The 22,300-nt window shown below is 69.8% G+C and carries 21 protein-coding genes and 1 riboswitch; of the genes, 8 read left to right on the forward strand and 13 right to left on the reverse strand.

Translation table 11 applies throughout. The annotated features are described in order from the left end of the window. The first annotated feature begins 32 nt into the window (after positions 1-32). The 5 genes from atuD (at position 33) to HMPREF1224_RS16755 (ending at position 6,903) form a co-directional block, all read left to right on the forward strand. Positions 33-1,193, forward strand: a complete 1,161-nt coding sequence (gene atuD, locus HMPREF1224_RS16735; RefSeq protein ID WP_003101733.1) for a citronellyl-CoA dehydrogenase — start codon at positions 33-35, stop codon at positions 1,191-1,193. Positions 1,194-1,213: 20 nt separating this feature from the next. Continuing rightward, the gene (gene atuE / locus HMPREF1224_RS16740) at positions 1,214-2,008 is read left to right on the forward strand and encodes an isohexenylglutaconyl-CoA hydratase (RefSeq protein ID WP_003143706.1); all 795 of its coding nucleotides are present in this window, start codon (positions 1,214-1,216) and stop codon (positions 2,006-2,008) included. Between the two features lie 45 nt (positions 2,009-2,053). Continuing rightward, complete coding sequence (gene atuF, locus HMPREF1224_RS16745) at positions 2,054-4,039, forward strand: geranyl-CoA carboxylase subunit apha (RefSeq protein ID WP_010793178.1); 1,986 nt, start codon at positions 2,054-2,056, stop codon at positions 4,037-4,039. Between the two features lie 51 nt (positions 4,040-4,090). Next, positions 4,091-4,915, forward strand: coding sequence for an SDR family oxidoreductase (locus tag HMPREF1224_RS16750; RefSeq protein ID WP_003101741.1), 825 nt, complete (start codon positions 4,091-4,093; stop codon positions 4,913-4,915). Positions 4,916-5,076: 161 nt separating this feature from the next. Next, complete coding sequence (locus HMPREF1224_RS16755) at positions 5,077-6,903, forward strand: long-chain-acyl-CoA synthetase (protein ID WP_003117644.1); 1,827 nt, start codon at positions 5,077-5,079, stop codon at positions 6,901-6,903. Positions 6,904-6,916: 13 nt separating this feature from the next. Here the strand turns inward: HMPREF1224_RS16755 and HMPREF1224_RS16760 are convergent, their stop codons facing one another. The 13 genes from HMPREF1224_RS16760 to cobG all read right to left on the reverse strand — a co-directional run bounded on the left by HMPREF1224_RS16760 (position 6,917) and on the right by cobG (position 18,805). Next, positions 6,917-7,339 carry a hypothetical protein gene (locus HMPREF1224_RS16760; protein WP_003091000.1) on the reverse strand — a complete coding sequence of 141 codons (423 nt, stop codon included), beginning with the start codon at positions 7,337-7,339 and terminating at the stop codon, positions 6,917-6,919. Positions 7,340-7,684: 345 nt separating this feature from the next. After that, entirely contained in the window at positions 7,685-8,449 is a 765-nt protein-coding gene (gene sbrR / locus HMPREF1224_RS16765; protein WP_010793179.1) for an anti-sigma factor SbrR, read from the reverse strand. Continuing rightward, positions 8,446-9,030, reverse strand: a complete 585-nt coding sequence (gene sbrI, locus HMPREF1224_RS16770) for an ECF family RNA polymerase sigma factor SbrI (protein ID WP_003119848.1) — start codon at positions 9,028-9,030, stop codon at positions 8,446-8,448. Before sbrI ends, sbrR begins: the two co-directional genes overlap by 4 nt. 330 nt (positions 9,031-9,360) lie before the next feature. Further along, positions 9,361-10,800, reverse strand: a complete 1,440-nt coding sequence (locus HMPREF1224_RS16775; protein WP_003091003.1) for an aminotransferase-like domain-containing protein — start codon at positions 10,798-10,800, stop codon at positions 9,361-9,363. 221 nt (positions 10,801-11,021) lie between these two features. After that, positions 11,022-11,390 (reverse strand): hypothetical protein, encoded by a 369-nt coding sequence (locus tag HMPREF1224_RS16780; protein ID WP_003107036.1) that lies wholly within the window; start codon positions 11,388-11,390, stop codon positions 11,022-11,024. 85 nt (positions 11,391-11,475) lie between these two features. After that, entirely contained in the window at positions 11,476-12,114 is a 639-nt protein-coding gene (locus tag HMPREF1224_RS16785; protein WP_003091005.1) for a LuxR C-terminal-related transcriptional regulator, read from the reverse strand. Positions 12,115-12,307: 193 nt separating this feature from the next. Continuing rightward, the gene (locus HMPREF1224_RS16790) at positions 12,308-13,117 is read right to left on the reverse strand and encodes an OmpA family protein (protein WP_003091007.1); all 810 of its coding nucleotides are present in this window, start codon (positions 13,115-13,117) and stop codon (positions 12,308-12,310) included. Continuing rightward, a complete protein-coding gene (locus HMPREF1224_RS16795; protein ID WP_003091008.1) occupies positions 13,117-13,476 on the reverse strand; it encodes a DUF4398 domain-containing protein in 360 nt (119 codons plus the stop codon). The genes HMPREF1224_RS16790 and HMPREF1224_RS16795 overlap by 1 nt, the downstream gene beginning before the upstream one ends. After that, the gene (locus HMPREF1224_RS16800) at positions 13,473-14,321 is read right to left on the reverse strand and encodes a substrate-binding periplasmic protein (RefSeq protein WP_003091009.1); all 849 of its coding nucleotides are present in this window, start codon (positions 14,319-14,321) and stop codon (positions 13,473-13,475) included. The genes HMPREF1224_RS16795 and HMPREF1224_RS16800 overlap by 4 nt, the downstream gene beginning before the upstream one ends. Before the next feature lie 69 nt (positions 14,322-14,390). Next, positions 14,391-16,070 carry a precorrin-3B C(17)-methyltransferase gene (cobJ, locus tag HMPREF1224_RS16805; protein WP_010793180.1) on the reverse strand — a complete coding sequence of 560 codons (1,680 nt, stop codon included), beginning with the start codon at positions 16,068-16,070 and terminating at the stop codon, positions 14,391-14,393. Further along, positions 16,063-16,815 (reverse strand): precorrin-2 C(20)-methyltransferase, encoded by a 753-nt coding sequence (locus HMPREF1224_RS16810; RefSeq protein WP_003091011.1) that lies wholly within the window; start codon positions 16,813-16,815, stop codon positions 16,063-16,065. Before HMPREF1224_RS16810 ends, cobJ begins: the two co-directional genes overlap by 8 nt. After that, positions 16,812-17,438 (reverse strand): precorrin-8X methylmutase, encoded by a 627-nt coding sequence (locus tag HMPREF1224_RS16815; protein WP_003107929.1) that lies wholly within the window; start codon positions 17,436-17,438, stop codon positions 16,812-16,814. The genes HMPREF1224_RS16810 and HMPREF1224_RS16815 overlap by 4 nt, the downstream gene beginning before the upstream one ends. Next, the gene (gene cobG, locus HMPREF1224_RS16820) at positions 17,435-18,805 is read right to left on the reverse strand and encodes a precorrin-3B synthase (RefSeq protein ID WP_010793181.1); all 1,371 of its coding nucleotides are present in this window, start codon (positions 18,803-18,805) and stop codon (positions 17,435-17,437) included. The genes HMPREF1224_RS16815 and cobG overlap by 4 nt, the downstream gene beginning before the upstream one ends. An 89-nt stretch (positions 18,806-18,894) precedes the next feature. After that, positions 18,895-19,146: riboswitch (cobalamin riboswitch) on the reverse strand. Between the two features lie 85 nt (positions 19,147-19,231). On the opposite strand from cobG, the gene cbiE reads away from it, so the two are divergent. The 3 genes from cbiE to HMPREF1224_RS16835 are packed head-to-tail and all read left to right on the forward strand — an operon-like array spanning position 19,232 to position 22,297. After that, a complete protein-coding gene (gene cbiE / locus HMPREF1224_RS16825; protein ID WP_003114023.1) occupies positions 19,232-20,479 on the forward strand; it encodes a precorrin-6y C5,15-methyltransferase (decarboxylating) subunit CbiE in 1,248 nt (415 codons plus the stop codon). Then, positions 20,472-21,572, forward strand: coding sequence for a cobalt-precorrin-5B (C(1))-methyltransferase (locus HMPREF1224_RS16830; RefSeq protein ID WP_003114022.1), 1,101 nt, complete (start codon positions 20,472-20,474; stop codon positions 21,570-21,572). The genes cbiE and HMPREF1224_RS16830 overlap by 8 nt, the downstream gene beginning before the upstream one ends. Beyond that, positions 21,569-22,297 carry a cobalt-precorrin-6A reductase gene (locus HMPREF1224_RS16835; protein WP_003160595.1) on the forward strand — a complete coding sequence of 243 codons (729 nt, stop codon included), beginning with the start codon at positions 21,569-21,571 and terminating at the stop codon, positions 22,295-22,297. The genes HMPREF1224_RS16830 and HMPREF1224_RS16835 overlap by 4 nt, the downstream gene beginning before the upstream one ends. The last annotated feature ends 3 nt before the right edge of the window (positions 22,298-22,300 follow it).

Genomic DNA, 22,300 nt, shown 5'->3' on the forward strand with positions numbered 1-22,300 from the left:
AAAACAATGATGCCCAGGAGGAAAGACAACCCATGATCTTCACCCAGGAACACGAGGAACTCCGCCGCACCGTTCGCAGTTTCGTCGAGCGGGAAATCAACCCCAACGTCGACCAGTGGGAAAAGGACGGCCGCTTCCCGATCCACGAGATCTTCCGCAAGGCCGGCGAACTCGGCCTGCTGGGCATCTCCAAGCCGGAAAAGTTCGGCGGCATGGGCCTGGACTACAGCTACTCGATCGTCGCCGCCGAGGAATTCGGCAGCATCACCTGCGGCGGCATCCCGATGGCCATCGGCGTGCAGACCGACATGTGCACCCCGGCCCTGGCCCGCTTCGGTTCCGACGAGTTGCGCGAGGAGTTCCTCCGCCCGGCCATCGCCGGCGAGATGGTCGGCTGCATCGGCGTCTCCGAGGTCGGCGCCGGCTCCGACGTCGCCGGCCTGAAGACCACCGCGCGCAAGGACGGCGACGACTATGTGATCAACGGCAGCAAGATGTGGATCACCAACTCGCCGTCGGCCGACTTCATGTGCCTGCTCGCCAATACCTCCGACGACAAGCCGCACGTCAACAAGTCGCTGATCGTGGTCCCGATGAAGACCCCGGGCATTACCCTCAGTCCGCACCTGGACAAGCTCGGCATGCGCAGTTCGGAGACCGCCCAGGTGTTCTTCGATAACGTCCGCGTACCGCAGCGCAACCGCATCGGCGCGGAGGGCGCCGGCTTCATGATGCAGATGCTGCAGTTCCAGGAAGAACGGCTGTTCGGCGCGGCCAACATGATCAAGGGCCTGGAGCACTGCATCGACGTCACCATCGAGTATTGCAAGGAGCGCAGGACCTTCGGCCAGCCGCTGATCGACAACCAGGTCATCCACTTCCGCATGGCCGAGATGATGACCGAGGTCGAGGCGCTGCGCGCCCTGGTCTACCAGGCCACCGAGCTGTACGTGAAAGGCAGGGACGTGACGCGCCTGGCTTCCATGGCCAAGCTCAAGGCCGGCCGCCTCGGCCGCGAGGTCAGCGACGCCTGCCTGCAGTACTGGGGCGGCATGGGCTTCATGTGGGACAACCCGGTCTCCCGCGCCTACCGCGACACCCGCCTGGTATCCATCGGCGGCGGTGCCGACGAGATCATGCTCGGCATCATCTGCAAGCTGATGGGCATCCTGCCGGGCAAGAAGAAAGGCTGACGTTCCAGGAGGAAACCGGCATGAGCCTGCCGCATTGCGAGACCCTGCTGCTGGAACCCATCGAGGGCGTCCTGCGGATCACCCTGAACCGCCCGCAAAGCCGCAACGCCATGAGCCTGGCGATGGTCGGCGAACTGCGCGCGGTGCTCGCCGCCGTGCGCGACGACCGTAGCGTGCGGGCGCTGGTGCTGCGCGGCGCCGGCGGGCACTTCTGCGCCGGCGGCGACATCAAGGACATGGCCGGTGCCCGCGCCGCCGGGGCGGAAGCCTACCGCACGCTGAACCGCGCCTTCGGCAGCCTGCTGGAGGAAGCCCAGGCCGCCCCGCAACTGCTGGTGGCGCTGGTGGAAGGCGCGGTGCTCGGCGGCGGTTTCGGCCTGGCCTGCGTGTCGGACGTAGCGATCGCCGCCGCCGATGCGCAGTTCGGCCTGCCGGAAACCAGCCTCGGCATTCTCCCGGCGCAGATCGCGCCTTTCGTGGTCCGCCGCATCGGCCTGACCCAGGCCCGCCGCCTGGCCCTCACCGCCGCCCGCTTCGACGGCCGCGAGGCGCTGCGCCTGGGCCTGGTGCATTTCTGCGAGGCCGACGCCGATGCCCTCGAACAGCGCCTGGAGGAAACCCTCGAGCAACTGCGCCGCTGCGCGCCGAACGCCAACGCCGCCACCAAGGCCCTGCTGCTGGCCAGCGAAAGCGGCGAACTCGGCGCCCTGCTGGACGATGCGGCGCGCCAGTTCGCCGAAGCGGTGGGCGGCGCCGAAGGCAGCGAAGGCACCCTGGCCTTCGTACAGAAACGCAAGCCGGTCTGGGCCCAGTGAGCCACGACCGCGAAACAGGGCAACAGCCTCCAGGAGCCGAACGACATGCCCAGCTTCAACAAGATCCTCGTCGCCAACCGCGGTGAAATCGCCTGCCGGGTGCTGCGCACCGCCCATGAACTGGGCTACCGCAGCGTCGCCGTGTACAGCGAGGCGGACGCCGACGCCCGCCATGTGCAACTGGCCGACGAGGCCGTGTGCATCGGCCCGGCAGCGGTGGCGCAGTCCTACCTGAACCTCGAGGCGATCCTCGACGCCGCCCGTCGCAGCGGCGCCGAGGCGATCCACCCCGGCTACGGCTTCCTCTCCGAGAACGCCGAGTTCGCCCGTGCCTGCGAAGCCGCCGGGATCGTCTTCATCGGCCCGGATGCGGAAGCCATCCACCTGATGGGCAGCAAGCGCCTGTCGAAGATCGCCATGCTCGCCGCCGGGGTGCCGTGCATCCCCGGCTACGAAGGCGCCGAACAGGACGACGCGACCCTGCGGCGCGAGGCCGAACGCATCGGCTACCCACTGATGATCAAGGCCAGCGCCGGCGGCGGCGGCCGCGGCATGCGCCTGGTGGAGGAACCCGACCAACTGCTGGAGCAGTTGCGCACCGCACGCTCGGAAGCGCTGGGCGCCTTCGGCAGCGCCGAACTGATCCTGGAGAAGGCCGTGCTGCGCCCGCGCCATGTGGAGATCCAGGTGTTCGGCGACCGCCACGGCAACCTGCTCTACCTCGGCGAACGCGACTGCTCGGTGCAGCGCCGCCACCAGAAGGTCATCGAGGAAGCTCCCTGCCCGGTGCTCGATGCCGACCTGCGTCGCGCCATGGGCGAGGCGGCGGTGAAGGCCGCGGCTTCGGTCAACTACGTGGGCGCCGGCACCGTCGAGTTTCTTCTCGGCGAGGATGGCCGCTTCTACTTCCTGGAGATGAATACCCGCCTGCAGGTCGAACACCCGGTCACCGAACTGGTCACCGGCCAGGACCTGGTGGCCTGGCAGATCCGCGTCGCCGAGGGCCATCCGCTGCCGCTGCGGCAGGAACAGGTGGAACTGCGCGGGCATGCCATCGAGGTCCGCCTCTACGCCGAGGACGCCGGTCGCGGCTTCCTGCCGCAGACCGGCACGGTGCTGCGCTGGGACCCGGAACTGCTGCCCGGCGTACGCATCGACCATGGCCTGGTCGAGGGGCAGGCGGTGACGCCCTTCTACGACCCGATGCTGGCCAAGCTGATCGCCTACGGGGCGACCCGCGACGAAGCCCGGCGCAAGCTGATCCGCGCGCTGGAGCGCTGCGTGCTGCTGGGGGTCGACGGCAACCAGCGGTTCCTCGCCAACCTCCTGGCGCATCCGGACTTCGCCGCCGGCGAGGCGACCACCGCCTTCATCGGCGAACGCTTCGCCGAAGACCCCAGCCTGCAACCGCGCCAGCCGGGCGCCGAGGAACTGGCCCTGGCCGCCGCCCTGCTCTACCAGGCCGGCGCCGAGGCCAGTGCGCACCAGCCCGGCCTGGCCGGCTGGCGCAGCGCCGCCGGGGCACCGTGGAAGATCGTCCTGAAGCACGCCGAACAGCGCCTGGAGATCGGCCTGGACGTCCTCGAAAGCGGTCGCCGGCCGCGACTGCTGGCGCGCCTGGAGCGACGCGAGATCGCCGTGCGCCTGCTCGACTGCGACGGACGCTGGGCCAGCGCCGAACTCGACGGCATTCGCCGCCGCCACGCCTACCACCTGGACGGCGGGCGCCTCTGGCTATACGGCCACGGCGGCAACCTCGAACTGCTCGACGTCACCCACGCCGGCGCCAGCGCCCAGGCCGGCGCCAGTTCCGGCACGCTCAAGGCGCCGATGGACGGTGCCATCGTCGAGGTGCTGGTCGGCGAGGGCGAACGGGTCGGCAAGGGCCAACTGCTGCTGGTGCTGGAGGCAATGAAGATGGAACACCCGCTGAAGGCCGGAGTCGACGGCGTGGTCCGCCGCGTCCAGGTCGGCCGTGGCGAGCAGGTGCGCAACCGGCAGGTGCTGGTCGAGGTGGAAGCCGACGCCTGAGACACCCCGCCGCTCATCCGCAACGACAACGACAAGAAAACGGAGACGCCCATGTCACTGCACGGCAAGACCCTGTTCATCACCGGCGCCAGCCGCGGCATCGGCCGGGAGATAGCCCTGCGCGCCGCGCGCGATGGCGCCAACCTGGTGATCGCGGCGAAGAGCGCCGAGCCGCATCCGAAGCTGGAAGGCACCATCTTCAGCGTCGCCGCCGAGGTCGAGGCCGCCGGCGGCCAGGCCCTGCCGCTGCAACTCGACGTGCGCGACGAGCAGGCCGTGGCGGCGGCCATGGCCCGCGCCGCCGAACGCTTCGGCGGGATCGACGCGCTGGTCAACAACGCCGGGGCGATCCGCCTGGTCGGGGTGGAGAAGCTGGAGCCCAAGCGCTTCGACCTGATGTACCAGATCAACACCCGCGCGGTGCTGGTCTGCAGCCAGGCCGCCCTGCCCTACCTGCGCAGGAGCGCCAACGGCCACATCCTCAGCCTGTCGCCGCCGATCAACCTGGCCGGCAGGTGGTTCGCCCAGCACGGCCCCTACACGGTCACCAAGTACGGCATGAGCATGCTTACCCTGGGGATGCACGAGGAGTTCGGGAAATACGCCATCAGCGTCAACGCGCTGTGGCCGAAGACCATGATCGCCACCGCCGCCATCGAGTTCGAGCTGGGCAGCCGTGACGCCTTCCGCCGCGCGCGCACCCCGGCGATCATGGCCGACGCCGCGCACGCCATTCTCACCAGCGAGGGGCGCAGCCTCAGCGGGCGCCTGCTGGTCGACGAGGAATTGCTGCGCGAGCGCGGCCAGAGCGATTTCGAGCAGTACCGCTACGACCCGGAGGGTGGCGCGCTGGTGCCCGACCTGTTCCTCGACTGAGGTCTCCGACGAAAGGCGCGCGGCGCTCTGCGGCGGGCTTCCGGGCTATTTGCCGAAGTGCCCCGGGGCGACCGCGCAACGGTCATAGCCGAGGCGGCGGCTGCGGTCTAGAGTCGCGGGAGCGTCCTACGCCCCGCACAACAACGACAAGCGCGAGAGCCATGACCCACGCCGACCTGATCACTTTCAACCGTTTCGTTGCCCGCCTGCCTGCCACCTTCGGCCGCGTGCCGCGCATGCTGCGCGGCCTGTACTACACCGCGATCCGTAACCGCGAGAAGAGCCTGTCCCTGGGCTGGGCGCTGGAGCGCGCGGCACGCCTGTACCCGGACAACCCGGCGGTGCTCGACGGCCAGCGGCGGATCAGCTACGCCCTGTTCAACGGCTGGGCCAATCGCCTGGCGCGCGCCTTCAAGGCCGAGGGCGTAGGCCACGGCAGCGTGGTCGCGGTGATGCTGGAAAACCGCGTCGAGCTGCTGGCGATCCTCGCCGCCCTGGCCAAGCTCGGCGCCATCGGCGCACTGGTCAACACCACCCAGCGCGGCAAGGTCCTGGTGCACAGCCTGAACCTGGTGAAGCCCGGCCACTTCGTGGTCGGCGAAGAGTTGCGCGAGGTGTTCGAGGAAGTCCGCCAGGAGGTGCTCGGCAACGCCGGCCATTGCTACTGGGTCGACGACGGCGACACCCTCGGCGATCCCGGCTCGCCGCCGATGGGCTGGCGCAACCTGATGCGCCTGGCCCAGGGACAGACCTCGGAGAACCTCGAGGACACCGGCAGGGTGCGGCTCAAGGACTCCTGCTTCTACATCTACACCTCCGGCACCACCGGCCTGCCGAAAGCCTCGATCATGAGCCACGGCAAGTGGATCAAGGCCTACGGCGGCTTCGGCCATTCCGGCCTGGGCCTGGGCCGCGACGACGTGCTCTACCTGACCCTGCCCTGCTACCACAACAACGCCGTGACCGTCTGCTGGAGCGCGGCGCTCGCCGGCGGCGCGGCCATGGCCCTGCGCCGCAAGTTCTCCGCCAGCGGTTTCTGGAAGGACGTGCAACACTACCGGGCGACCTGCTTCGGCTACATCGGCGAGCTCTGCCGCTACCTGCTGAACCAGCCACCGTGCGCCGAGGAACGCGGCAATAGCCTGACCTGCATGATCGGCAACGGCCTGCGCCCGTCGATCTGGGCCGAGTTCAAGCAACGCTTCGAGATCCAGCGGATCACCGAGTTCTACGCTTCCAGCGAAGGCAACATCGGCTTCACCAACGTATTCAATTTCGACAATACGGTGGGCTTCTCCCCAGCCACCTACGCCATCGTCCGCTACGACCTGGAGAACGACCACCCGGTGCGCGACGCCAAGGGCTTCATGGAGAAGGTCGGCAAGGGCGAGGTCGGCCTGCTGATCAGCGAGATCAGCGCGAAGTGGCCGTTCGACGGCTACACCGATCCGGCCAAGAGCGAAGCGGTGATCCTCCGCGACGTGTTCAAGAAGGGCGACGCCTGGTTCAACACCGGCGACCTGATGCGCGACATCGGTTTCAAGCACACCCAGTTCGTCGACCGTCTCGGCGACACCTTCCGCTGGAAGGGCGAGAACGTTTCCACCACCGAGGTGGAAAACGCCCTCGGCGCCTTCGACGGGGTCGAAGATGCGGTGGTCTACGGCGTGGAGATTCCCGGCACCAACGGCCGCTGCGGGATGGCCGCGCTACGCCTGGCCGATGGCGTCGAACTGGACCGCGACGCCCTCGCCGCGCACCTCGACCGCGAGTTGCCGGCCTATGCCACGCCGGTGTTCCTGCGCCTGCTGCGCGAAGTCGAGACCACCGGCACCTTCAAGTACAAGAAGACCGACCTCAAGCGCGACGCCTACGATCCCGCGCGGGTGAGCGACAAACTCTTCGTCAGGTTGCCCGGCAGCGCCGGCTACCAGCCGTTGGACGCGGAGCTGTACCAGGCGTTGCAGGAGCAGCGCTACCGCTTCTGAGCGCCGGGGCGGCCTACTGGCGGAACTCGAACTGCAACTCGGCCCCTTCCAGGGGCCGCGACACGCCCAGTTCGCGGTCGCGATAGAGCAACTGGCCGTTGAGGCGGAAGTCGCTGTCGTCCTTTTCCTCGAACATCGGCGGCAACAGCGGCTTGGGCTTATGGGTCTCTTCCGTGCCGGGCGGCGCCATCTTCTGCACCAGTTCCTTCGGCAGGCGCAGGTCCAGCTTGGCGCTCGGCAGCGGCTTGCGCACCTCGGGGTCGAGACGAGCGGTGGAAGCGCGCTTCGCCGGCGCCGGCTTGTCCTTGGCGACCGGCCTGCTGGCCGGCTTCGGCGGCGCAGCCGCAGGCTTCGGCTTGGCCGGCGGCTTGGGTTCGGCAACCTGCTCCGCGGCTGGCGCGACCTTCTTCGAAGCTGTTTTCGGCGCGGCAGGCACGGCAGGCGCTGGCTCCGCTCGTGCAGGCTTCACTGGCTTGGCAGGGGCGCGCTGCTCCTGCGGCGGTGCTTCCGGGGCTTTCTTTTCCGGTGCCTTGGAGCCGTCATCACAGGCCGCCAGGAAGCAACCGAAAAGAACAACGACGCAAATTCGGCAAAGACGTTTCATAGTCACGCAGGTATGGCCAATTGCGGCAATGCTGACGGCAGACTGCAACCAAGGCAAGGGGTCACTATCGTCATCCTGGCACTCTCTCGGTTGTTCGCCCCATGTCTAACCTGTCATGCACGGATAACCGCTTGATGTCAGCCCGCGACGCCATCACGGCGTCACGGGCCATGGTCGTCACGGCCGTTTCCTGGCGCTCGCGGCTATCGTCGCGAGGCGTTCCAGTCGTTCCACCAGGTTCTCTCCGGGGAAACGTTTCTGCAGCTCGGCCAACTGGGTCGCGGCCTGCTCCGTCTTGCCCTGCTCACGCAGTGCAAGGACCGCCCCGAGCGCCTCGTCGAGCACCTCCGGCTTCACCGCAACCGCCTTGCCCCTGGCCTGGGCGACGAAGTCGCCAGCCAGCTCCGCCTGGACCTTCGCCTGCTGCGCGGCCTGGGCCGGCGGTCGGTCGGCCAGGGCAGCCGGAGCCGGCGGCGCGGCCTCGGCCATCAGTTGCGGCGCCTCCCCGGACGATGCGTAGCTGGCCAGCAAGGCCGGGGACTCCGACATCTCGCTGGACAGCGGAGCCGGCGCCGCCGGCGCGCGCATGGCCCGCTTCGCCGCAGCGGCCCCGGCGACTCCGTCGCGCAGGGGCACATCGCTGAACGCCACTTCGGGCCGGGCCTGGCGCTCGGCGTCGTCCAGCACGTTGTGGCTGACCAGCCCCAGCACCAGCGCCACGCCCAGCAGGCTGGCGAAGGCCGCCTGCCAACGCGGCCTGCGGGAGGCTTCCAGCCAGCGCCGCCACCAGGACCGGGCGGGTTCGACATGCGCCGCCTGGCGTCGCGCGGCGGCGAGGATCGCCTGGTCCAGCGCCGGCGCCGGCTGCTGCGGCGCGTGGGCGCGGAAATGCGCCAGCATCTGCTCTTCGGCGACGCTCGCGGAATGCTTCTGTGGGTTCATACCGCCACCTCCTCGGCCAGCAGCCGGCGCAGCTTCTGCACCGCGTAGCGGAAACGGCTCTTCACCGTCTCCAGCGGCGACTGGGTGAGCGTGGCGATCTCGGCCAGTTCCAGTTCACCGTGGGCGCGCATCAGGAATACCTCGCGCTGTTCCTCGGGCAGGGTCTCCAGCGCGCTCTGCAAGCGCTCGCCGTCGCGGCTCAGGCTGAGCTGCTGCTCGGGGCCGGCGCCCTGGTCGGGTTGCGCGTGCAACTGTTCGTCGTAGCTGTCCTGCAACGGCTGGCGCTGGCCATGCTTGCGCCAATGATCGATGAGGCGGTTGCGGGCGATCTGGTAGAGCCAGGTGCGGAAGCTCGCCCGGCCCTGCGGCTGGCTCTCGCTGCGGATCAGGCTGAGCCAGGTTTCCTGGTAGATCTCGTCGGCCAGTTCGGTCTGTCCGGCCAGGCCGCAGAGAAAACGGTAGAGACCTTGCCGATGGCGCTGGTAGAGCACCTCGAAGGCCGCGCTGTCGCCCTTGCGGTAACGCGCCAGCAGCGTTTCGTCGCTGCCGGCGGCCGTCGTGGCGCTGGTGGAGGCATGCATGCCGCTGGTCGACTCCTGTCCTGTGTCAAAGGCGACCGAGAGCAGGCTCATCGGCCACATCCTTCGCGGCGCGCATCGGCGTCGCCACGAAACGCCCGGGCCGTCGCCAGAAGCGCGGCCGGAGCGGCTATCGGTAGACATTTTCCAGCGTCGGACAGTTCGGCGAAAGTGCCGGTCCGGATGGAAGCCGGGAAAAACATCGAGACGACCTCGTCGTGCAGCGGAGAGATACCCGCTGAGACGAAGCTGTCGGTGGATTCGGGTTAATCCCCGGGAAAATTCTTCGCGGACTGTCGCGGGGCGCCCCTCAGCCAGGGGAGCGCCTCGCGCTCAGGCGGCGATAAGGCCTTCCTGGCAAAGCTGCCCGGCAAGCATGCCGAGGGTCATGATCGCCCGCTCCGCCTCGCGGTTCCAGGGAATCCCGCAGGTCAGCCGCAGGCAGTTGTTGAACTGCTCGGTGTTGCTGAAGATCAGCCCCGGGGCGATGCTGATGCCCTGCTCCAGGGCCCGCACGTGGAGTTCCTTGGTGTTGACCTTGGCCGGCAGGCTGACCCAGAGGATGAAGCCGCCCTTGGGCCGGGTCATCTGCGTCCCCTCCGGGAAGTACTGCTGCACCGCCAACTGGTAGGCGGTCATGTTCTTCCGGTACTCCTGGCGGATGTAGCGCAGGTGGCGGTCGTAGCCGCCGTTCTCCAGGTAGGCGGCGACGCCCATCTGGGTCACGGTGCAGGCCGAATGGGTGGTGAAGGTCTGCAGGCGACGGATCTCCTCCTGGTAGCGCTCGGCGATGATCCAGCCGATGCGTACGCCGGGCGAGATGGTCTTGGAGAAACTCGAGCAGTAGATCACCCGGCCGTCGCGGTCGTGGGACTTGAGCGAGCGCGCCTGGCCCTGGTCGAACATCAGTTCGCCGTAGATGTCGTCCTCGACCACCCCGATGTTGTGTTCGGCGGTCAGTTTCAGCAGTTGCTTCTGGCGATCCTCGGGAATCGTCCCGCCGAAGGGATTGCTCAGCCGCGCGGTCAGCACCAAGGCCTTGATCGACCACTGGTTGGCCGCCAGTTGCAGCGCTTCCAGGCTGATCCCGGTGCGCGGGTCGCTGGGGATCTCGATCACCTTCAGGCCCAGCACGTCAGCCAGTTGCAGCAGGCCGTAGTAGCTTGGCGACTCGGTGGCGATCAGGTCGCCGGGACGGGTCAGCACCCGCAGGGCCATGTGGATCGCATCCACGCAGCCGTGGGTGATGGTCACCTGCGACGGGTCGACCACCACGCCGGCGTCGCGCATGCGGATCGCCACCTGCCGCCGCAGCGGCTCGAAACCGGGGCTGAACATGTAGCTGAACGCCCGTGGGCTCTGGAAGCGGGTGACCTTGGCCAGTTGCTGGTGCAAGGCGCGCACCGGCAGGTAGTCCACATGCGGCACCGCCGCGCCGAGCGGGAATACCCCTTCGCGGCGGGACTCGGCGAGCACCTGGTTGATGATGCTGCTGCGGGTGACCAGGCCGGGACGCTCGACGCGCGCGATATCCGGGGTCGGCGCGGTCAGTGCCGGGGTGCGGTGGACGTAGAAGCCGGATTGCGGACGGGCACGGATCAGTCCCTGGTCCTCGAGGGTGGCGTAGGCCTGCAGCACGGTGGCGTGGCTGACGTTCAACTGGGTGCTGAGCTTGCGCACCGACGGTACCCGCTCGCCCGGCTGGTAGACGCCACGGCGAATGTCCTCGGCCAACTGCTGGGCGATGCGTTGGTAAAGCAGCAGATTGGTCATGGCGGGTTTTCCTCGGCGATTGAACCGAAACAGTAGCTCAATTCGTGAAACTGCTCCAGAACAGTTCGGCCGACAACCAGGCATACAGTCGCAAAACTGTACGGGTCGGTCGCAGAGACGGCGCGTTCGCGAGAAAAAGAAAACCCGGTCGGTCGCCACCGGCCGGGTGCGGGCGGGAAACAGTCCGCCAAGAGCCGCCTGGGGAGCGGCCATAGGGAAAGTCAGAAACGCAACGCGTCCGCCGCCGCGCTCTCGCCGGTCAACGCTTGCCAGGCGAAGGGGCTTGGCGCCAGGCCGAGATCGCCGAACAGGCGGTAGTCCGGGACGGCGGCGGGCTGGCGGGCGGCCGGGGAAAAATCATCGCGGCCGAGGCGGGTGACCAGAACCCGGGCCTGCACCTGCAACGCCACCAGGCTGAGGCTTTCCCGCGCCGTGCAGCCCGCCTCGCCGCACGCCACCGGCGAGTCCTCCAGCAGGAGTTCCTGGCGGCGTGCTTCGGCAACCGCGCGGAGTTCGGCGGCGAAGGACGGCTGGCACAGGCTCAGCAACAACGGCAGGACGAAACGGGCAAAGCGGGGCTGGCGGATCATGCGGATTCCTCGGCTGCGGCGGGATGGCTCCCGGGGGCTGGCGAGGATTGTTCCGCAACTGGCGGTCGAGATGTTTCGAACCCGGTCAGGCGAGTTCGTGGAGCCAGTTCATCACGCCCAGGGCGATCAGTTCGGCGTCGCTGTTGAGGCCTATCTTGACCATCGCGTTCTTCTTGTGGGTGCTGATGGTCGACACGCTGCGCATGGTCCGCTGGGCGATCTCGCTGACCGTGTCGCCACGCGCCAGGCGCCGGAGGATGTCCACCTCGGTGGGGCTCAGCGGCTTGCCGGTATGCCGCTGCGGGTGCAGGCCGGGGTCGAGGAAGGTCTGTCCGAGCGCCATGCACTCCAGCGCCGCCTTCAGCGTCTCCAGCGGGCTGCGCTTGCTGATGTAGGCCGAGGCGCCGCTGCGCAGGACCGCCTTGGCCAGCAACGGAGCGCTGAACACCGAGTAGACCATCACCTTCATTTGCGGGCAGTGCCGGGTCAGCCATTCCACCAGGTGGATACCGTCGCGGCTGCGCTGGCCAGGCAAGCCCAGCTCGGTGATCAGGATGCTTTCCGGCGGCAGGTCGGCCAGGCGCTCCACCAGGCTGTCGCTATCGCCGACCACCGCCAGCACCTGGCGTCCGCACTCCTCGCTGAGGTAGCGCTGCAGCGCCCACTGCATGACCGGGAAGGAATCGGCGATCACCAGCCCCGGCAGGGTTTCGTTCGAACTCATTGCGCCTCTCTACTCGTTATAACGAAATACAAGGTGCTTATGCTGCACGGATTGCTGCTCGAACTAGTTCGATCCCGATGATAGCCCGCTCTTGCGCAAGTTCTGACAGAGAAATCCGGCGCCACCCGGTTCGCCAGGCGAAAAAAGCCCCGGACCCTTTGGGGTACCGGGGCTCCCTGCGGCGGCGCGGGACTCAGCGCGGCGCGCTGAGCTGGCCCTTGTCGTTGGAGAAGACGATCTCCACCCGGCGGTTCTGCGCCCGCCCCCGGTTGGAGGCGTTGTCGGTGACCGGGAAGGCTTCGCCGTAGCCGACCACCTGCATGCGCGCGGGATCCACGCCGAGATCGGCGAGCACGTCGGCCACCGCCTGGGCGCGCTCGCGCGACAGGTCGAGGTTGGCCTGCCTGTCGCCGACGCTGTCGGTATAGCCTTCGATGCGGATCACCCGCCGCGGATTGAGCTGGAGGAACTGCACCAGCTTCAGCGCGGTGCGGTTGGCCGCCGGCTTGAGTTCGGCGCGGTTGAAGTCGAACAGCACGTCGCCAAGGGTGAGCACCAGGCCACGCTCGGTTTCCTCGGTGCTGAGACTGGCGATCTCCTCGCTCAGGCGCTGGCCCTGCTCCTGCACGCTGAGCAGCTTGGCTTCGCGCAGGGCCAGTTGCAGGCGCTCGCGCTCCAGTTGCAGGCGGGTCAGGCGCTCCTGGTTGAGGTTGAGCAAGGCGTGCTGGCGAGCGATCTCGCTGTAGCGCTGGCTCAGGTAGGCATACTGGATCACGTCGCTGCTGCTGCCCCAGTAGCTGGACAGGCGTTCGGCGCGGGCCAGCGATTCGCCGGCGCGGATCACATCCTTGGGCGCCGCGCGGAGCACGTCGGAATCTTCCTTGACCTGGTCGAACTCGCTCTGCGCCTTGGCCAGCGACTGTTCGCTGAGCTTGTGGTCGGCGCAGCCAGCCAGCGCGGCGCAGGCCAGCAGGGTGGCGAAGAGAGTCGCTTTGCCCGGCATCAGTCGGTCTCCCCCAGTTGCTTGCGCAGACGTTTCAGGCTCTTGTCCAGCTCGCCGAGCTGGTCCTTGCTCTTCTGCGTCAGCACCTTGGACTCGGCGAGGCGTGCGTCCAGCTCGGCCTGCTCGGCCAACAGGCGCGCCTTCTTGTAGGACTCCGCGGTCATCGCGATCTGCGCCGCGGCGTACTTGTCCTGGGCCAGTTTCAGCTCGGCCACGTCGTCGGTGGCACCCACCGCCTTGGCCTGCTCCAGCGCCTGTTCGGTCAGGCGCATCTGCTCCAGCGGAGCCGGGTCGTTGCTCGCACAACCGCTCAGGGTCAGCGCGGCGAGGCCTGCGGCCATCATCCATCGAATGCTCACAAGTCACTTTCCTGCGTAGTCGAACTGGCGCCGGAAGCCGGCAATTGCTGGGCTTTCCAGCGTTCGAGATTGTCCTGCAAGAGCGTTACGGGAACGCCGGCAGCCGACAATTCTGTCATCTTTTTCGCCAGTTGTCCGCGCAGCCACGGATCGTTGCAGGCGGAGTTGTGCGACAGCGTCAGGTACAGCCCCTCGCTGCTCAGCACCGGTTCCAGCGCCTCCAGGTCGTCGGCCATGCCCAGCGCCTCGACCTGGGCCTGCCCGGGCAACGCCTGGTAGAGGAGGAACTCGCTGCGCTTGAGCATCAGGTCCTGCAAGCCCTGGGTCAGGCTCGGCACCGGCTTCAGGTCGAGACTGGCCTTGGCGAAGCGGTCGAACTCCTCGCCCAGGCTGCTGCCGGCCAGCACGCTGCCCTTGTGCCCGATCAGGTCGTCGCGGCCGATGAACGGGAACGCGGCGTCCTTGTTCACCCAGACCACCCCGCTGGTCATCAGGAACGGCGGATGTACATAGTCCATGCTGCCGAGCCGTGCCAGGGTCAGGTAGGCCCCGGCGAGCAGGTCGGCGCGACCGCTGGTCACCTCTTCCTGGGCCTTCTCCCAGGAGCCGCTGTAGAGCACGTCGATGCGCACGCCGAGCTCCTTGCCCAGGCGCTGCAACAGGTCGGCATTGGCTCCGATCAGGCGCTTCGGATCCTGCGGGTCGCGCCACAGGTAGGGTGGGTACTCCGGGTTGCCGGTGGCCACCAGGCGCTCGCAGGAGCCGGCCGCCGCGGCCAGCCCCGGAACGAACAGCGCCGCCAGCAGGATGCCGGCCAGGCGGCACGGGGAACAGCGAAAGGACATGGATTCAGGCTCCGCGGTACAGGGATGCGCGCAGCAGTCTGCCACATTTCCGCGCGCGCTCCCGCCCCGCTATTCCGATGGGTACCAGCGCGGCGTGTAGACCCAGGCTTCGCCGTCGGCGCGCGGGAAGCTGCGGGTAGTGGACGAGCCGATGATCACCAGGGTGCGCATGTCCACCTGCTCCGCACGCAGCTCGCCCAGGGTGGTGCGCAGCAGGCGCTCACCGGGCCGCCCGATGTCGCGACCGAGCACCACCAGGGTCTGCGGCGAACGATGGCGGGCGACGATCTCCAGCGCCCGTCCCAGTTGCCAGGGCCGCGCCCGCGAGATCGGATTGTAGAAAGCCATCGCCAGGTCGGCGGCGCCGGCCAGGTCCAGGCGCCGCTCGATCACCTCCCAGGGCTTGAGGTTGTCGGACAGCGACAGCAGGCAGAAATCGTGGCCCAGAGGCGCCCCCGCCCTGGCCGCGGTGGCCAGGGCCGCCGAGACGCCAGGGAAGATCCGCAGCTCGACCGCGTCCCAGGCCGGCTCGCCAGCGCCATGCAGGGCTTCCAGCACCGCGGCGGCCATGGCGAACACGCCGGGGTCGCCGGACGATACCAGCACCACCGCCCTGCCCGTCGCCGCCAGTTCGAAGGCATGCCGGGCGCGCTGCAATTCCTCGCGGTTGTCGCTGCCATGCAGCACCTGTCCGGCGCGGAAGGGTCCGGCCATGTCGACGTAGGTCTGGTAGCCGAGGATGTCCTCGGCCTCGTCCAGTGCCCGCCGCGCCGCAGGCACCATCAGCTCGGCGCAGCCGGGCCCCAGGCCGATCACTGTGAGTCGGCCGCGACGCTGGCCGATGCGGTCCATCGCCAAGGGCGCGGCGGCCACCGCCAGCCGGTCGCCGACCTGCTCGGCGGCGGGCAAGGCCTGGCGCAGGCGCGCAGCGGGATCGGCCTGCGGCAGGAAGCGCAGCGGTACGCCGAGCGCATCGGCGGCGGCCTGCAGGCGCGGATCGGCCATCCGCGCGCTGTCGGCCAGCAAGCCGCCGAGCGCCGCCGCGGCCAGGCCGGCATCGACCAGCGCCTGGCGCACCGCGTCCGCCGCCGCGTCGGCAGGTTCGAGCGCCGCCAGCACGCAGCGCGGATGGATCAGCAGTTCCTCGGCCCGCGGCGCACGCGCCGAGGGCGTCACGTGAAGCGCCAGCGCTGCCTCCGGGTCGCGCGGCAAACGGGCCGCGTCGAGCCAGTCGGCGGCACCCTCGACGCGCACCGGCTGGCCACCGAGCAAATCGGCAACGAAGCGCTTGCCCTGCTCCAGGTCGGCCAGGACATAACCGGCGGGCGGGTTGAGCACGCAGGTGCCGAAGCGCAGCTCGCCGCTGGTGGTGATCGCCGGCGCCACGGCCAGCACCTCGCCGATTTCCCGCGCCAGCCGGTTGACCCCGGCCAGCCCGCCGAGCAGCGGCACCACCGCGCTGCCGTCCTCGGCCAGGGCCAGCACCGGCGGCTCCGCTCCCTTGCGTTGCAACAACGGCGCCAGGCTGCGAATGACGATGCCGGCGGCGCACAGGGCGACGATCGGGCGGTCGGCGCAATACAGTTCGCGCAGGGTGTCGCCGAAGTCCGTATAGGAACGGTCGGCCTCGACCCGCCCGGCGAGCCCGTGGACCAGCGCCCCGGGATAGCGCGCCTGGACCCGCCGCGCGGTATCCAGCGCGCCCTGGCCGAGGATGACGATGGCCGGAACCTGCTGGGCGTCACTCACCGCCGGCCCCTCCCTGCCACTTGTCGCCGGGGACGACGATCAGCGAGAAGTACGGCGAGGCCATCGGCTCCACCCGTTCCAACGGCACGATCCGCTGGTTGGCCATGGTCGCCCGCTCGACGTACAGCGCGCGGCGCTCGAGGCCAAGCTCGACCAGCACGCGGCGGACCTTGTCGAAATTGCGGCCGAGCTTCATCACCACCGCCGCGTCGGCATCCGCCAGGCGCCGGCGCAACTCCTCCTCGGGCAGCACTCCGGAGAGCACCGAGAGGCTCTGGTTGCGGTACACCAGCGGCGCACCGAGCACCGCCGCGCCGCCGAGCATCGAGCAGACGCCAGGCACCACTTCGCTTTCGTAGCGCGTCGCCAGGCGGTCGTGCAGGTACATGTAGGAACCGTAGAAGAACGGGTCGCCCTCGCAGATCACCGCCACGTCGCGGCCGGCGTCCAGGTGCGCGGCCAGCTGTTCGGCGGCGGTGTCGTAGAAATCGCTGATGATGGTCTCGTAGCACAGCGGCGGTTCCAGCTTCTCGGTGGTCACCGGGTAGACCAGCGGCAGGCGCACCTGGGCCTGGTCCAGGTGCGCCTCGATGATGCCGAAGGCGTTGCCCTTCTTGCCCTTGGCCACGAAATAGCCGACCACCGGCGCCGCGCGCAGCAGGCGCAGGGCCTTGAGGGTGATCAGTTCGGGATCGCCGGGCCCGACGCCCAGGCCCAGCAGGCGGCCCTTCACGACACTCATCATTCGCGCTCCGTGGCCAGGGCGTTCACCGCCGCGGCGGCCATGGCGCTGCCGCCACGGCGACCGCGGACGATCACGTAGGGCACCCCGCGGCTATCGGCGGCGAGCATCTCCTTGGATTCCGCGGCGCCGACGAAGCCGACCGGGAAGCCCAGGATCAGCGCCGGTTTCGGCGCGCCGGCGTCGAGCATTTCCAGCAGGTAGAACAGCGCGGTCGGCGCGTTGCCGATCACCACCACGCTGCCCTCCAGGTGCTCGCGCCAGTGCTCCAGGGCCACCGCCGAGCGGGTATTGCCGAGTTCCGTGGCGAGCGCCGGCACGTCCGCTTCGTTGAGGGTGCAGATCACCCGGTTGGCGGCGGGCAGCCGCGAGCGGGTCACGCCTTCGGCGACCATCCGCGCGTCGCAGAGGATCGCCGCGCCGGCGGCCAGCGCGGCGCGGCCGGCGGCGCCGGCGCCGGGCGAGAAGCGCAGGTCGTCGACCACGTCGACCATGCCGCAGGCGTGGATCACCCTGACCGCGAGCTTTTCCAGGTCGGCCGGGATGCCGGCGAGGTTCGCTTCGGCGCGGATGGTGGCGAACGACTGGCGATAGATCGCCTGGCCATCGCGGATGTAGTCAATCATGCGGGTTTTCCGGAAGTGGGCTGGGAAGGCAGGGCCGCCAGGTAGTCGGCGGCCGTGGCGAAAGTCAGGCGGCTGGCCAGCAACTGGCCGAATCCGGGGTGGCATGGGTCGTGCCGGTACAGGTCGTAGAACCCGCCGCTGCGCGCCAGCAGGGTGAGCGGCGCGCGGTGGGCGGCGGCGCAGGACCGTTCGCAGCCGCACAGGTGCAGTTGCGGCAGGTCGCTGCGCGGGCCGAGGCGTTCGGCCAGGCGCAAGGCGTCGCCCTTGGTGTCGGCCAGGCCTCTGGCGCAGGCGCTGGAACCGCTGCAGGCGATCAGCCGCGCCAACGGCGCATCGGGCTCGGTCAGCAGGCCGAGTCCGCGCAGGCCGAGCAGCGCCTGGTCAGCCTCGGCGTGCGCCAGGTTCGGCAGGAGCACGCCTTGCCAGGGGGTCAGGCGCAGGCTGCCGTCGCCATGGCGTTCGACCAGCTCGGCCAGGCCTTCCAGGCAAGCGTTGTCGAGCCGGCCGAGCGGCGCCGCCGCGCCGACCATCACCAGGCCCGGCTGGCGTTGCGGCTGGACGCCGAGATGACTCCACGGACGCCCCGGCGAACGCCGCCAGGCCGCCACCCGCTCGTCACGCCGCAGAGGGAAATCCAGGCGCGCCTGCAAGGCCTCCAGCAAGGGTTCTCCGGCCAGCTCCTGCAACAGGTGGCGCATTCGCGTCTGTTGCGGCTGGGCGCGCTCGAGGAACAGGTCGAGCAGCGCCAGCACCAGGGACTCGCCCCGCTCCGCCGGCAACGCCGCCAGGGGGCGGTCGCGGGCCGGGCAGCCGGCGAGTCCGAAGACCAGCGTCGCGGTCGGCGCCGCGGGCATCGGCGAGAGCCAGATGTCATGGGGATGTTCGAGCATCGCCAGGTCTTCGCCGCCGTCCAGCTGGATGGCGAACTTGGCCGACAGCGCGTGGTAGCGGCTGTCCGCCTGGAGCCGCAGCAACAGCCGAGCGGCCAGCGGGCGCACGTCCAGCGACAGGTGCGGATCGAGCCCGGCGGCCGGGCTGAGCATCAGGTTGCGCACGTCGTCGGCGCCGGCCAGGGACCCATGCCGGGGACCGAGGCCGGCGTCCAGCAGGCGGCGGACAAGCCGCTCTTCCTCGCCGCGACGGACGCCGCGCAATTGCAGGTTGGAACGGTTGGTCGCCTCGATCACGCCGCTGGCGCAATCCCGCGCCGCGGCCGCCACGGCGCGTGCCTGGGCGGCGTCCAGGCGGCCGGCGTCGAGCTTGATGCGGCAGATGCCGCCGTCCAGCGCCTGGACGATACGCAGCAGGCCGGGACAGGGCGACGGACGTGGTACGGGCAGGGGCGCCGGGGTCTGGTCGTCGTTCAAAAACGCTACTCGAATCGGCGTCGCGGCGACCGCACCGCTGTCCCCCAGGGACAGACCACGGCATCGGTACACCCCGCCCGATGTTGGCACTCGCGACTGGTTTCGGCGGCAGGTCTCCTGGCTCGCAGCCCGGCGTTCCACCCGGGGGAGGAACCTCCGCTTCGCGCCGCCTTCCCGGTAATCCAGTGGCGAATGGCGCGAATACAGGCTGCATACAGTTGCGGGGGCAGCCACGGCTAGGCCCGGGCTTCGAAAAGACCGCGGCTCCGTGTTCCCTCTTCGGCCCTCGTTGGCCCCGCGCTAACGCGAAAGGGCCGGGCACCGACGAACGCGCTATTATGCCGCCCAGCCCGGGGCCGGGAAAACCCATTCCGTCCGGAAGCCGTCGCGGGCCCTTCACAGACGCATTTCAGGAGTATCGGAACCGTGTCATCGGCAGACTCGACGCCGCCCTGGCTGACCCTGGTGGGCATCGGCGAGGACGGTTATCCCGGCCTCGGCAAGCAGGCCCGGCGTGCCCTGCTGCAAGCCAGCCGGATCGTCGGCGCGGCGCGCCAGCTGGAACTGCTGCCGCCGTGCATCGGCGCCGCCCGCGAAACCTGGCCGACGCCGTTCTCCCTGGAACCATTGCTGGCCCGGCGCGGCCAGCCGACCTGCGTGCTGGCCAGCGGCGACCCGATGCTGTTCGGCGTCGGCGCCAGTCTCGCCCGGCAACTGCCGGCGACCGAACTACGGGTCCTGCCGGCGCCCTCCTCCCTCTCGCTGGCCGCCGCCCGCCTCGGCTGGGCCCTGCAGGAGGTCGCCTGCCTGTCGCTGGTGGCGCGCCCGCTGGCGGCGCTGCAGGCACAGGTCCACGACGGCCGGCGCCTGCTGGTCCTCAGCAACGACGGCGACAGCCCGGCCGCCATCGCCCGCCTGTTGAACGCCCGTGGCTTCGGCGCCAGTCGCCTGAGCGTGCTGGAACACCTCGGCGGGCCGCTCGAGCGCCGTCTCGACGGCCTCGCCGGCGACTGGTCGCTGCCGCGCGCCGCCGATCTCAACCTGGTGGCGGTGGAATGCCGCGCCGGCGCCGGCGCCGTGCGCCTGCCGCTGACCCCGGGCCTGGCCGACGAAGCCTATCGCCACGACGGCCAGTTGACCAAGCGCGACGTCCGCGCCGTGACCCTGGCGCGCCTGGCGCCCTGCCCCGGCGAGCTGCTCTGGGACGTCGGCGCCGGTTGCGGCTCCATCGGCATCGAATGGATGCGCGCGCACCCCAGTTGCCGGGCGATCGCCATCGAAGCCAACGACGAGCGCCAGGAACATATCCGCCACAACCGCGACGCCCTCGGCGTACCGACCCTGCACCTGGTCGCCGGCAGCGCCCCGGAGGCGCTGCTGGAACTGCCCGAGCCGGACGCCATCTTCATCGGCGGCGGAGTCACCGCCGAGGGCGTGCTGGAAACCTGCTGGGAGCGCCTGCGGCCCGGCGGCCGCCTGCTCGCCAACGCGGTCACCCTGCAGAGCGAACGGGTGCTGCTCGACTGGCAGCAACGCCTGGGTGGCGACCTCACCCGCCTCGGCGTCGCCCACGCGCGACCGCTGGGCGGTTTCGACACCTGGCGCCAGGCCTTGCCGATCACCCTGCTGGAATTGCGCAAGCCCGCCGCCAGGAAGCCTCCCCGCGATGCGTGAGGAAACCCCCGAGCAGCCCGCGCCGTTGCGCAGCGGCTACACCACCGGCAGTTGCGCCACCGCCACCAGCCTGGCGGCGGCGCGCCTGCTGCTGGGCGGCACGATCAGCGACGCGGTGCAGATCGTCCTGCCCAAGGGCCAGCAGGTGCTGATGCGCCTGGAATTCTGCCGCGCCTGGGAAAACGGCGCGGAAGCCGGCACCCTCAAGGATGCCGGCGACGATCCCGACGTCACCCATGGCGCCCTGGTGTTCGCCCGGGTGCGCCTGAGCGCCGAGCCTGGCGTGCGCTTCCATGCCGGCCCCGGGGTCGGTACGGTGACCCGCCCGGGGCTGACCCTGGCGGTCGGCGAGCCGGCGATCAATCCGGTGCCGCGACAGATGATCGAACGCCACCTCGCCCAGCTCGCCGCCGAACGGGGCTACGCCGGCGGCTTCGAGGTCGCCATCGGCGTGGAGGGCGGCGCCGAGCTGGCGCTGAAGACCATGAACCCGCGCCTGGGCATCCTCGGCGGGCTGTCGATCCTCGGCACCAGCGGCATCGTCCGGCCGTTCTCCTGCTCGGCCTATATCGCCTCGATCCATCAGGGCATCGATGTCGCTCGCGCCAACGGCGTCCGTCACATCGCCGCCTGTACCGGCAACGCCAGCGAGGACGCCATGCGCCGGCGCTATGCGCTGCCGGAGATCGCCCTGATCGAGATGGGCGACTTCGCCGGCGCGGTGCTCAAGCACCTGCGCAGGGCGCCGGTGGAAAAGCTCAGCCTGTGCGGCGGCTTCGGCAAGATCAGCAAGCTCGCCGGCGGCCACCTCGACCTGCACAGCCGCCATTCCAGCATCGACCTGCCGCAATTGGCCGGCTGGGCCGCCGCGCTCGGTGCCAGCACCGCGCTACAGGACAGCATGCGCGCCGCCAACACCAGCCAGCAGGCGCTGGCCCAGGCACACGCCGAAGGCGTGGCCCTGGGCGATGCGGTCTGCGCCCACGCCCTGCGCTTCGCCCGCGGCATCGTGCCCACCGAGGTGGCGCTGGAAGTCTTCGCCATCGACCGCCAGGGCAACCTGGTCGGCCAGGCCTGCGAGGAGCGCCGATGAAGCGCCTGTTGCTGCTCGGCGGGATCGGTGAGGCCCTGGCCCTCGCCCGCCGGCTCGGTCCGGCGCATCTCTACAGCCTCGCCGGGCTGGGCAAGGTGCCCGGCGACCTGGCCTGCCGGGTCCGGGTCGGCGGCTACGGCGGCGCCGAAGGGCTGGCGGCGTTCATCGACGAGCAGGGCTTCGACCTGCTGGTGGACGCCACCCACCCCTACGCCGCACGGATCAGCCAGAACGCCGTGCGCGCCGCGCGACTGGCCGGAGTGCCCTGCTGGGCGCTGCGCCGGCCCGGCTGGCAGGCCGGGCCCGGCGACGACTGGCGCGAGGTAGCCGACTGGCGCGAGCTGATCGCCGCCCTCGCACCCTTCCGCCGTCCGCTGTTCACCCTCGGCCGCGAACCGCTGGAGCATCTCGGCCAGGTCCCGCCGCACCAGCACTGGACCGTGCGCTGCCTGCAAGGCCAGCCGGCCGCGCCGCGCGCCGAGGTGATCGGCGCGCGCGGGCCGTTCAGCCTGGATGGCGAACGGGCGTTGTTCGAGCGCCTCGCCTGCGACGTGCTGGTGAGCAAGAACAGCGGTAGCCAGGCCACCGAGCCGAAGCTCCAGGTGGCGCGGGAAATGGGCCTGCCGGTGCTGGTCCTGGCGCGTCCGGCGCTGCCGCCGGCGGACCGCGAGTTCGCCGACGGCGAGGCGCTGCTGACGGCGATCCGCGATTGGGAAAGCGCCTGAAGC

This window comes from Pseudomonas sp. P179 (assembly GCF_000478485.2).
Lineage (GTDB): Bacteria > Pseudomonadota > Gammaproteobacteria > Pseudomonadales > Pseudomonadaceae > Pseudomonas > Pseudomonas aeruginosa.